This is a genomic window from Mesorhizobium sp. P3_A9 (genome assembly GCF_056402975.1).
The window spans coordinates 1-10,828 of the sequence record NZ_JBFUGJ010000203.1 but is presented as its reverse complement, the minus strand read 5'-3'; the positions used below and the strand labels follow the sequence as shown (position 1 = coordinate 10,828).

The window sequence follows — 10,828 nt, the reverse complement described above, 5'->3', positions numbered from 1 at the left end:
CTCGCCACGCGATCGCCGGCGCGAACCTTGCCGATGATCTCGGTCTCCTCGCTCTTGAGGTGATCGGGGATGAGCATGAGGATCGACTGGCCGACCGCTTCCGCGGCGCTATAGCCGAACATGCGTTCGGCCGCCAGGTTCCAGCTGGTGATGATGCTGGTCAAATCCTTGCTGATGATGGCATCGAACGAGGAATCGACGATGGCCGCGAGGCGTGCATCGGCGGTCGCGGTCTGTTGTGAGTTGCTTGTTGCGATGTCAGCTGTCGCCGCCACGATGTCGCTCATTTGCATGAGGTAGCGCGCAAGCGGATCAAGGCAATCTCTCCCGGCGCAATTCGCACAGGCGGCGCGTCACAACCGAAGCTGGATTCACTCCGCAGGCCGATCGTTGGTCTTGCCGTCACCCTCAGGCAGCACACCGAACTCCTGCGACTTGACGCCCTGCTCGGCCATCAGGAATCCGTCCGAGGCCAGGCCGCGCCGCAGCAGTTCCCTGACCGCGGCCGAGCGGCTTGGCATCCGCTTTTCGAAGCGCCAGTTTTCAAGGGCCGCCAATTCGTCCGCGGTGAGCATGATTTGCAGTCGTTCCGGGCGTTCCAGTTCAGCCATGTGCGCGCTCCTCGCTCAGGACTAAAAATACGGTGAGTTAGTATCTAACTCATTCGGCTTATAATTAAGGTAACTCTCATAAGGCGTCAAGACCTGCCAGTGAGCGCTCCACACGTCAAACTCATGATGCGCATACGACGCCGGATGCGCATTCCTGTAACTATCCTATCTAATTGATTTTATTTGGATATTATGATAATTTCGCTTGCCAGGCCACTACGCCCGGCGCATGCTCCAACCTGAACAGAAAACCGTTCCTTTGGGAGGTTTCGATGCGGTACGAATACTCCACGCGCCTGCGCGACGACGTCCATTCGGCGGTCCAGAGGGCATTCGCCATCGCTGGCATCGTCAACATCTCGGCGACGGCCGAACAGGTCAGGGTCAGAAACCTGGCCGAGAACGTCGCCCTCGAGGACATTGAATATCTGGTTCTCCAGGCTGCCCAACTGCTTGGCGCGGCAATCGAATTCGACGCCTTGGGCAATGGGTTGGCGCTGTCTGGAAATGACATTGTCGATGGTGAGGAGCCAGCGATCAGCACGCTCGCTTTTTCGCAGCCGGCCTCGATCCAGTAATATCGACCTGACGCGGTGCCTCCTGTCCCGGCGCCGCTTCCGGCATGTGAATCATCGTACGGCTTTCCGGCCTGGACCGCCCGGTGCCTCGCGCCACGGATCACAGTCGGTTGAGACCGCGCCGAACGGCTTTGGGAATCGAGCGCGCGCTCTATATGGTGCTGCAGAATCTCAACCGGAGCACCGCGGCCATGACCCTCGCCACACGCAAACTCGGCAGCCAGGGACTGCAGGTCTCTACCATCGGCCTCGGCTGCATGGGCATGAGTCAGGTCTACGGTCCTGCTGACGAAGCCGAATCCATAGCCACGCTGCATCGCGCCATCGAACTTGGCTGCACCTTCCTCGATACGGCGGAAGTCTATGGCCCATACACCAACGAGGCACTGCTCGGCCGGGCGCTCAAGGGCAAGCGCGACCAGGTGACGATCGCCACCAAATTCGGCTTCCGCATCGAAAACGACAAGCAGGCCGGGGTCGACAGCCGGCCGCAACATATTCGCGAAGTCGTCGAAGCCTCGCTCGGCCGGCTCGCCACCGACCATATCGACCTGCTCTACCAGCACCGCGTCGACCCTGACGTGCCGATGGAGGATGTTGCCGGCGCTGTCGGCAGGCTTGTCGCCGAGGGCAAGGTGCGCTTCTTCGGCCTATCGGAGGCGGGTGCCGCCAACATAAGCCGGGCGCATGCCGCCTTTCCGGTCTCCGCGGTGCAGAGCGAATACTCGCTGTGGGAGCGCAATCTGGAGCCCGAGATCATTCCGCTGCTCCAAAAACTCGGCATCGGCCTGGTGCCGTTCTCGCCGCTCGGCCGCGGCTTTCTTACCGGCGACGTCAAGCGCGCCGAGGAGTACCCCGAGAGCGACTACCGCCGCAACGACCCGCGCTACCTCGGCGAAAACTACGACGCCAATGTCGAAGCCGCCGCCAAGGTGCGCGACATCGCGACGGCCAAAGGCGTCAAGCCAGGCCAGATCGCGCTGGCCTGGCTGCTCGGCAAGGGCAGCGATTTCGCTATCGATATCGCGCCGATCCCCGGCACCAAGCGCAGAAAATATCTGGAGGAGAATATAGCGGCGGCGGCGCTGAAACTGGACGCCGCCGAAATGGCAGCGCTGGACGAAGCACTGGCGCCAGGAAAAATCGCCGGCCCGCGTTATGGTGAGCGTGGCATGGCGATGGTGGATCGGTAGGGTTTTCGTGTCCCGGACATCCGGCCCCGCCGATGGGTGACGGGATCAAGCGGGAATATAGGTCAACCTGATCACATCCCCGGCAATCCGATCATGAGCCATGAGGCGGAGCGGCGGCCGTGGTCCGGCGAAATACGGCTTGCCGCCACCAAGCACGACGGGATGCAGGTAGATCCGATACTCGTCGATCAGGCCAAGGTCCGTGAGGCTTTGCGCCAGGTCCGGGCCGGCAACTTCGATCTCCCCGTCGCGCCCGGACTTGAGCGCGCGGATCGCACTCTCCAGATCACCTTCGACAAGCCGCGCGTTAGGCCCGACCGATTTCAACGTGCGCGAGACGACCCATTTCGGCTGCTTGCGCCACGCCGCCGCGAAGGCGTGCTCATCCGCATTCCATTCGGGACGATCATCGTCCCAGTAACGCATGATCTCATACATTTGGCGACCGTACACACTGCCCGCCTGCCGCTCCGCCTCCTCGACAAAGTGTCGAAACAGCGCGGGGCCTGGCGCGAATCCCGTATGGTCGACGTAACCGTCCAGCGACTGGTTCATTCCGAACACAAGCCTGGCCATGCTCACTCCCTTTCCTTGTGCGCCGTAACTGAGCGAAATCTGATTGCATTATGCAATCGGTTATAAGCTATATCGTTGGATGTTCGCAATTGGTTTTTGGCGTCCATGAACGCCTTACGAGCCTGGTTGGCCGTTACCGTGTCCTGAAGATCGACCGCTCCCGGTGCACCCCGTCGCGACCGCCCCAGGCGACAAGCCAGGCCAGATTGATCCGACCTGGCTGCTCGGCAAATGCAGCGACTTCGCCATCGTGCCGATCCCCGGCACCAAGCGCAGGCAATATCTGGAGGAGAATGTCGCGGCGGTGGCGATCAAGCTCGATAGAGCCGAAATGGCCGCACTGGACGAGCCGCTGGCGCTGGGGAAGATCGCCGGGCCACGCTATGGTGAGCGTGGGATGGCGATGGTGGATCGGTAGCGTTCACCGGCTCGTTCCATTCATCGCAAGGGGCAATGGGACTGGAAGCGGGCGCTTTGCCGCAGAGTGCTCAACGTCTCGATCTGGGCAGGTAGCGAACGTCGGCCTTAGGGATGGCGGGGCTAGAAAGCCGACCTTAGCATCCTGGGTAGCGCCGACCGCTTTGCGCCAGAAGCGGGGCGCTCGCCACGGCGACAACGACCCCTACAGGCGATCGACGCGACGGGCGCTAAGGGCCATACCTGACTCTATGTTCCCTTCACGATTCTCGGTTTAGCCGGTCGGCGGGATTGCGTCTCGCTCTCGAGGGCCAAGGCCAACCGCTTCTCGTCTTCGATGGCGCGATCGACTGCCTCAATTTCCTCTTGGAGCGCCTTCAATTCGGCTCCGTAGCTGGCGCCATCGCTGTCCCCGATCTGAAAGCCACTGGCCCGCATTGCGTCACGAGTATGGTGCACGTTGCGGACTCCTTCGCGTCGAGTCGCGACCAGGATTTCCCTGAACTCTCCWAGACGTTCAAYGTGATTACGAGTCATTGCGTTCTCCTATTTCGTCGTCATCGTCGCCGACGGCGATTCAAAACGGCTAAACTTACGGCGCAGAMGGTYTAAGTGATTACAGGGGTACCCTCGACAAAGCATGAGTGCGGAAGCTCAAATTTGAACKTTTTGCAATAACGTGRAGCGCGGCAGGCGGACATTGGCTTGGGAGGAGCGCACAGCGACGTTGGTCTCAATGCTCGAGACAAACCCCGGCCGAGGCGCCCTACGATGGCACTTTGCCTGTGTTTCCTGAGCCTCGCAGGTGTGGCCTTAAGTCGCAAACTATTGGMCTAAGAAGCGGGGCGTCGGGCTTCATTGACGGCGCGACAAGCACCATATGCTGATCCAAAGCCCTCCAAAACGAGAGAAGCTCGCCCGACGTCGCACTGCGGTCGTCAGCCAGCAATGGCTATGAACCAAAGGAACCTGGAAACCATCATGCCTGAAAATATCAGACCAACGTCAAGAGACGTCCCCCTCATTCAGCTCGGCGTATACCAGTGCCGCTTCCCGGTGAGCGAAGACCCGTCAGTACCTGGCGGCTACCGTTTTTGTGCCGGGCCAACTTCGCCTGATCGCGTCTACTGCGATCACCACCACAGCATCGTGACTGCCGTCGACCCTCGTCGAGCCCGCTCTGGTCTCCATTTGCCCCAACGGCGCGCCGCGTAGATTACGTTTTGAGCCCTCCGCGCGCTGGCAGTCGGCGTCACCTCATCGGTATGATGTTGTCCTCAAATCTTTTTTGCAATTCGGCAACCCCATTTCAATCAACGAAGCGCGTCCTGTCAGACTTGAGGACGACGGTGGCGAACTCGGGCATTTCCAGACCTTGGCGCACCTTGGCATCAAGATCCTGCTCGGCCGCCTTGATGGCGGCGAGCCGCGCCAGCACGGTCCTGGCCTCCACGCGGGGCACCACGGCGACGCCATCGCGGTCGCCGATCAGTATGTCTCCCGGCGAGATAGTCACGCCTCCCAGCACCACCGGAAATCCGACTGTGCCTGGACCATTGCGCGCCGGCGAGTTCGCGATGACGCCAGCACAGTAAACCGGCAACCCGACCGCCTCGATCCCGATAACATCGCGTACGAGGCCGTCGGTGACGAAGCCGGCGACCCCCTTATTGCGCGCCATGCCAAGCACAAGATCCCCGGTGACCGCCGCCCCGGCAAAGCTGTCGGTGGCCGCAACGATGACATCGCCACCTAGGGCGGCATCCAGCGCCCCAAACAGCGCGAGATTGTCGGAAGGGCCGCACTGACAGGTCACGGCGACGCCGACCAGCGTAGCAGCAGCTGGCGATAACGGCTTGATCGCATGGTGCAAGGCTCCGCGCCCGCCCATGGCGTCGACGACCTGACTGACGGGCACGCCGGAAAAGGCACTGATGATGTCTGCCGCAGGCCGTTCGAAACGGCGCTTGATGGTGAGCAGCGGCGGGTCTTCAATCATGTGGCGGCCTCGTAGCTTGAACGAACGAAAGACAGTCTGGACCGAGGTCGCTAAGGCTCCGTGCCCCCATCAGCCCCATGACCCGGTCGATCTCCTTGCGGTAGAGTTCGAGCACGTGTCGCACCCCATCTTCGCCGGCGACCGCGAGCCCCCATAGCTGTGGCCGGCCGATCAGACAGCAGGACGCTCCGAGCGCCAACGCCTTGACGACGTCGGAGCCCCTCCTAACGCCGCCGTCAATCAGTACAGGTATGCGGCCATTGACAGCCGCGACCACCGCAGGCAGCGCGTCGAGCGACGCGACGGCACCGTCAAGTTGGCGTCCGCCGTGATTGGACACGATGACGCCGTCGATACCGCGCGCCACGGCCTCCGTGGCTTCTCCGGGATGCAGGATGCCCTTCAGCAACAACGGTCCGGACCAAACGGTGCGCAGCCAGTCGACGTCGGCCCAGGACAGCCCGGGGTCGAGCAGTGCGGCCATGCGGCCAGCCAGCGCGCCAACCGTCGCCGTCTCGCCGGGACGCAGGTAGTTGCCGAAGGTCAGTTTCGGAAGCCGGGTGCGCATGCGCAGCAGCCACGCCGCCTTGGTGGCGGCCGCCAGCGTCCCTGCCACACCGAAGCGCGGCGGGATGGAAAACCCGTTGCGGATGTCGCGTTCCCGGTTGCCGAGCAGCTGGTTGTCGACGGTGAGCACCAGCGCGCCGTATCCTGAGGCACTCGCCCGATCCACCATTTCCCGGGTGAAGCCGCGATCGGTGTAGACGAACACCTGCATCCATCGCGGGCTGGTCCCGGTGGCTGCTATGTCCTCCAGTGTGCAGGCCGAGCCGTGACTGGCGCAGTAGAAAGTGCCAGCGGATGCCGCTGCTCGGGCTGCCGCGCACTCGCCGTCGGGCCAGAACAGACCAGCCAGGCCAGTTGGCGCGATACCGAGCGGGATGGCGAGCTTTGCGCCGAAGAGATCAAGGGAGAGATCCCGTGTCGCTGCACCGTTGAGGGGCCGCGGCAGGATAGCAACGTCGTTGAACGCCTGTTCGTTGCGGCGCAGCGTTCGCTCATCCTCGGAGCCGCCGTCGGCGAAGTCGAACACCGGGCGCGGCAAAATCCGCCGCGCTGCGTCGCGGACCGCGGCCACGCTGTACAGGCGCTTCAGCGCTGCCGTCGAAGCAGGCGATGCCGCAAAGCCGGCACCGCCGTTGGCCCGAGGGCCTATGTTCGAGATAATCGAGGAACTACTCACGGTTTCTTACCGCCGATGCGACCGTAATGCGTCGGTCCTCCGCCCCCCGGAACACGCACACAGCAGAGCGTGCCCTCGAAGGAGGGGGCGCTGCCGGTCGCCAGCACGCCGGCATTTGTCACCCAAAGCATCTCGCCGGAGAAGACGCAGTTGGTCGTTGCCTTGCCGCAGATGAAGAAACCTTCCGCGGTACCGTCGGGCTTCAGCACATGAATACCATTGGCGGCAATATCCGTGACATAAAGGCGGCCATCGGCGCCGACCTTCAGCCCATCCGGGATCGGATTGGCCCCAGGCAAGCGGCCGAGGTCTTCGACGCAACCATCGGGACGCTGCCGCTTGACGTGCCCCGTGTAGGACTCAGCCCAGACGATCGAGCCGTCCGTCTCGATCGCCACTCCATTCGGGAAGGTCGGCTCGTCGAAGCCGACAGCAAGGTAGGCACTGCCATCGGGGTTGACGGCAAAGATGTAGCTGGGGTCCGGATTGCTGGGGTTGTATGTGCCGGGATCGCTGAAGATAAGCCGGCCATCAGCAGCAAACACGAGATCGTTTGGGCCATTGACCCGAATGCCCGCAACTTCCGTCAGCAGGATTTCCGGCTTTCCGCCTTCGGCAACTCGCTGGATCGATGGCGTTGTCATCTCCGCGGCCCGCCAAGGTCCGGTCGTGCCACCATTCTGGCAGACGTAGAGCAGGCCATCCGAACCGAGAACGCATGCATTCGGCGCTCCCGCAACATACGCGAACTGCCGAGCAGTTCCTTCACGATCGATGGCGGTCAGCTGGCTGCGATAGCTTTCGACGATGACAACGCGCCCATCAGAAAGCATCGTCGGACCCTCGGGCCAGCCGAGGCCAGTCGCGACCACCTCGACTGCGAGCTTTTCAACCTCCTTCATGGTGCGATCTCCAGACCGGCAGCCTATCAAGATTTGTCGGGTCTAATCCAGCCGTCTACGCGTTCGTTGAATACATTGTGCGGCGATTGCAGGCATCGACGCATGGCCGCTTTGGGGCGCGAAGTCGACAGGAGCGTCGGCACAAGCGATGTCCGCTTCTAGAAGCCGGACGGTGGTGCGGGAATGGCGGACATGCGGCGCAAAGCGGTATTGTCAGCTCCGCCCAGGCGTGAACTCGTCGGAGCCTAACCGGGGCCTCAGGTTCTAACCAGGTCGCTCGCGCTGATCGAGCTGTGCCCCTAGCCCGCCGCCGCTGCAACCTTCCTCGGCGCCGCCCTTTGCCGCCGCGCGCGCCGCTTGGCAACCAGCTTCAGCGCCACCGCCGGCTCGCTCGACAGCGCGCCCGTCACCGCATCCACCATGCCATGCGCGACGAAATCCGCGTTGATGTCATGGGCAAGCTTGGCGGCGGCTTCCTTGTCGTCGTTGCCGGTTTCCGACCAGAACACGATGCCCACCCGAAGTGCCGCCTTCGCCCGCTTCAGGCGGCGCACCAGGAAGCGGGCGTGCTTGACGGAATCACGGTTGAGGAAGCCGACCACCACGGTGTCGATGGTTTCGAGATCGAGGCCGCGGATGCTTGACGGTTCCATGTCGGCAAAGCCCACCTTCGATGCGGTCGCACCCTGGACTTCCAGGACCTGCGCCAGCATCGCGGCGGCGGCATCGTCGAGTTCCCCTCGCCCGCCGGCGCAAAGCACCGACAGGCCGGTGCCGTCGGGCAGGTCGGCCGCGTCCTCGCCGGCGGCATCGCCGGCCTCGCCCGCCTCCCCGGCCTGCGTATCCTCCTCACTCGCTTCCTCTTTCGCATCGTCGTCGAGATTGGCCACCAGCGTCAGGGCGCTGGCCGCGACTTGCCGCCTCTGCAGGTCGCCCATGACGCCGCGCACCCGGTCGCGCTCGCCCAGCAGCAGCGCCGGAATGGCGACCTTGTCGTAGAAGTCGACCAGATATTTTTCCTCAAGCATCTCCTCGGCATGGTCGGTGGCTTCTTCTGGATCGCCGGCCAGAAGCCGCTGATAGAGGCGCGCATGCGGTTCGAGCACCGGTTCGTTGCCGAACAGCACGTCGAGGAACTCGAACTGCGGCACGTGCCTGCCSAGCACCACCAGGCAGACGGTGAGCGGCGTCGACAGCACCAGCCCAAGCGGCCCCCACAGCCACGTCCAGAAGATCGCCGCGACGATGATCGCCAGCGGCGACAGTCCGGTTCGCGATCCGTAAAGCCAGGGCTCGACGACATTGCCGGTGACCAGTTCCATCACCACGAACAGGGCGGCCGTCCACGCGACGAGTTCCCAGCCGGGCGCCACGGCCAGCGCCAGGAACAACGGCAGCAGCGCCCCGATGACCGGGCCGATATAGGGAACGAAACGCAGCGCCAGCGCCAGCAGCCCCCACAGCAGGGCATTGGGAATGCCGAGGATCCACAGCCCGATCGCGATCGGTACGGCGTAGACGATGTTGACCACCAATTGCATGAGCAGATAGAGGCCGACGCGCTTGCCGGCATCGCGAAGCGCCTCTGTGGTGCGGTGAAGGTCGCCATAGCCGACAAGCCGGATGAAGCGGTCGCGCAGATCCTCCCGTTCGAGCAGCATGAAGATGACGACGACGATAATCAGCCCCGCCGATCCGAGCGGACTGATCAACGGGCCGACGATGTTCTGCAGGACTTCGAGCGGCCTTTCACGCGCAACGATCTCGACCGGCACCGGCTCGCGCGGCGGCTTGTCCGGCGTGGCGGCCGGCAGCGTGGCATCCTGCTTGTCGATCTCCTGGCCGACACGCTCGACCACCTKGCTCAACCTGGCRATGATSCCGCCCYCGACGCCGGTTTCCTTGAGCGAGYGGATCTTGGYCAGGATGTTGGTCTGGTAGACCGGGATATTCTGCGCCAGTTCGCTGACCTGCGTGGCGACGACGAAACTGAACAGGGCMAGGGCCGCGAAGGCGCCMARCACGCTGRCGATGACGGCGGCGATCCGGGGAATGCCGACCCGCTTGAGCGCCGAGACCAGCGGCGCCAGCGCGAAGGTCAAAAGCAGCGCGATGGCGATCGGCAGGAAAACCTCACGCCCGAAATASAGTGCKGCCACCGTCGTGACGGTGGTCGCCACATTGGGCAACGCGGTTCGCGGGTGGGGTGCTGCGGCCGCAAGAATGTCATCCAGCCCATGCGCCTCGGACGCCGTCCCGTTTCGACGATTGGCCACTCTTGATGTCTCCCTGCCGATTAGCATGGTCTGATATATTGAGCCGGCGCGCAACCTTGGCACACGGCAAGGCGCCGATACCCGGCACCAAGCGCATACAAAATCTGGAGGAGAACATCGCCGCCGCCTCACTGCAGCTCGACGGCCGCGCTCGACGAGGCACTCGCGCCAAGAAAAGTCTCCGACCCGCGCTATGGTGAGTGTGGGATGGCGATGGTCGGTCGGTGAGAAAATAGATACAAGGCATACCCTGTCAGGCGAAATTGGAAATATTAAGCGACGTATCGCTTATTTTAACCTGAAAGAATTGGCCGTTTTCTCAAGTTGCTCGTAGATCCTTGGGTTTGTAGTTCCATCAGGAAGGATTCTCTCTTCACCGATGAACATCTTGAATCGATCCACCCATGTAATTATGTTGTTCCTCATGCTCCGTATAAGCAGTTTTTCATCAAGATCGTTGGTCTGATATCCAGCGCAGATAAATTCATAGTAAGCCGATATGTAAGATATATCATGCTTTAGTACGAATTCGACATCCTTTGGAAGGCCTTTCTGCACTCCAGAAATGAGATTATTGGAGATATCTCCTGGATATTTATCCAAAATCAACCTACTTATTCTCATATACCTCGAAGTAAATTCCGAACTGTTTCTCATTTGCATAAGAATATTTAACGTATGAGCCTTCCTAGCATTGTCAACCGTAATATAGTGCCCAAGAAACCATCCAGCTACCGCGCACCAAGCGGAGAACATAATATAGAATCCAGTATTATTGTTAGAAATAAACGGTATGACAATGGCGGGACCAACAATTAAGAATGCCGACATCGCGCAAAACCCTATTGCGAATTTCACCCACAGCCGCATTCTCGCTTTCTTACCAACACGAATAAATCCGGCGACACTTAGCATAAGAAAAGGAATATACAGCAATGTTGATAGTGATGCGAAATCATTGTATTTAGTTATAAACAGTCCATTATGAAATACGTTCCAAACTATCACTGACGTATATACAGCAATTCCAAAC

The 10,828-nt window shown here is 61.4% G+C and carries 12 protein-coding genes; 4 read left to right on the top strand and 8 right to left on the bottom strand.

The window, feature by feature from the left end; all coding sequences use genetic code 11:
* Together AC1DX0_RS23335 and AC1DX0_RS23330 are read right to left on the bottom strand one after the other, a co-directional pair.
* A partial coding sequence (locus tag AC1DX0_RS23335; RefSeq protein WP_477356991.1) for a PAS domain S-box protein occupies positions 1-293 on the bottom strand: 293 nt, incomplete at its 3' end.
* Between the two features lie 78 nt (positions 294-371).
* The gene (locus AC1DX0_RS23330) at positions 372-611 is read right to left on the bottom strand and encodes a hypothetical protein (protein ID WP_477224326.1); all 240 of its coding nucleotides are present in this window, start codon (positions 609-611) and stop codon (positions 372-374) included.
* Between the two features lie 272 nt (positions 612-883).
* Here AC1DX0_RS23330 and AC1DX0_RS23325 point away from each other — a divergent pair, with 272 nt between their 5' ends.
* Positions 884-1,189 (top strand): hypothetical protein, encoded by a 306-nt coding sequence (locus AC1DX0_RS23325; protein WP_477224325.1) that lies wholly within the window; start codon positions 884-886, stop codon positions 1,187-1,189.
* Positions 1,190-1,380: 191 nt separating this feature from the next.
* Positions 1,381-2,382 carry an aldo/keto reductase gene (locus tag AC1DX0_RS23320; protein WP_477224324.1) on the top strand — a complete coding sequence of 334 codons (1,002 nt, stop codon included), beginning with the start codon at positions 1,381-1,383 and terminating at the stop codon, positions 2,380-2,382.
* A gap of 45 nt (positions 2,383-2,427) precedes the next feature.
* Here AC1DX0_RS23320 and AC1DX0_RS23315 read toward each other — a convergent pair whose 3' ends face one another.
* On the bottom strand, positions 2,428-2,958 hold the full coding sequence (locus AC1DX0_RS23315; protein WP_477224323.1) for a dihydrofolate reductase family protein: 531 nt from the start codon (positions 2,956-2,958) through the stop codon (positions 2,428-2,430).
* Positions 2,959-3,121: 163 nt separating this feature from the next.
* On the opposite strand from AC1DX0_RS23315, the gene AC1DX0_RS23310 reads away from it, so the two are divergent.
* Both AC1DX0_RS23310 and AC1DX0_RS23305 read left to right on the top strand, forming a co-directional pair.
* Complete coding sequence (locus AC1DX0_RS23310) at positions 3,122-3,376, top strand: hypothetical protein (protein ID WP_477224322.1); 255 nt, start codon at positions 3,122-3,124, stop codon at positions 3,374-3,376.
* Between the two features lie 857 nt (positions 3,377-4,233).
* The gene (locus AC1DX0_RS23305) at positions 4,234-4,590 is read left to right on the top strand and encodes a GcrA family cell cycle regulator (protein WP_477224321.1); all 357 of its coding nucleotides are present in this window, start codon (positions 4,234-4,236) and stop codon (positions 4,588-4,590) included.
* A 94-nt stretch (positions 4,591-4,684) separates the two neighbouring features.
* Here the strand turns inward: AC1DX0_RS23305 and AC1DX0_RS23300 are convergent, their stop codons facing one another.
* From AC1DX0_RS23300 to AC1DX0_RS23280, 5 genes are all read right to left on the bottom strand, one after another.
* Positions 4,685-5,374, bottom strand: coding sequence for an RraA family protein (locus AC1DX0_RS23300; protein WP_477224320.1), 690 nt, complete (start codon positions 5,372-5,374; stop codon positions 4,685-4,687).
* Entirely contained in the window at positions 5,367-6,617 is a 1,251-nt protein-coding gene (locus AC1DX0_RS23295) for an alpha-hydroxy acid oxidase (protein ID WP_477224319.1), read from the bottom strand. Before AC1DX0_RS23295 ends, AC1DX0_RS23300 begins: the two co-directional genes overlap by 8 nt.
* Positions 6,614-7,519: an SMP-30/gluconolactonase/LRE family protein gene (locus tag AC1DX0_RS23290; RefSeq protein ID WP_477224318.1), complete on the bottom strand. Its 906-nt coding sequence runs from the start codon at positions 7,517-7,519 to the stop codon at positions 6,614-6,616. Before AC1DX0_RS23290 ends, AC1DX0_RS23295 begins: the two co-directional genes overlap by 4 nt.
* A gap of 299 nt (positions 7,520-7,818) precedes the next feature.
* Positions 7,819-9,822, bottom strand: a complete 2,004-nt coding sequence (locus AC1DX0_RS23285) for an AI-2E family transporter (RefSeq protein WP_477356989.1) — start codon at positions 9,820-9,822, stop codon at positions 7,819-7,821.
* 261 nt (positions 9,823-10,083) lie between these two features.
* Positions 10,084-10,828 (bottom strand): DUF4760 domain-containing protein (locus AC1DX0_RS23280; RefSeq protein ID WP_477356987.1); only part of this gene is annotated, 745 nt, incomplete at its 5' end.

What these genes read in the sequence shown, in the direction of transcription:
- AC1DX0_RS23330 (WP_477224326.1), bottom strand. Translation starts at nt 611, where the DNA reads ATGGCTGAACTGGAACGCCCGGAACGACTGCAAATCATGCTCACCGCG.
- AC1DX0_RS23320 (WP_477224324.1), top strand. Translation starts at nt 1,381, where the DNA reads ATGACCCTCGCCACACGCAAACTCGGCAGCCAGGGACTGCAGGTCTCT.
- AC1DX0_RS23325 (WP_477224325.1), top strand. Translation starts at nt 884, where the DNA reads ATGCGGTACGAATACTCCACGCGCCTGCGCGACGACGTCCATTCGGCG.
- AC1DX0_RS23315 (WP_477224323.1), bottom strand. Translation starts at nt 2,958, where the DNA reads ATGGCCAGGCTTGTGTTCGGAATGAACCAGTCGCTGGACGGTTACGTC.
- AC1DX0_RS23290 (WP_477224318.1), bottom strand. Translation starts at nt 7,519, where the DNA reads ATGAAGGAGGTTGAAAAGCTCGCAGTCGAGGTGGTCGCGACTGGCCTC.
- AC1DX0_RS23300 (WP_477224320.1), bottom strand. Translation starts at nt 5,374, where the DNA reads ATGATTGAAGACCCGCCGCTGCTCACCATCAAGCGCCGTTTCGAACGG.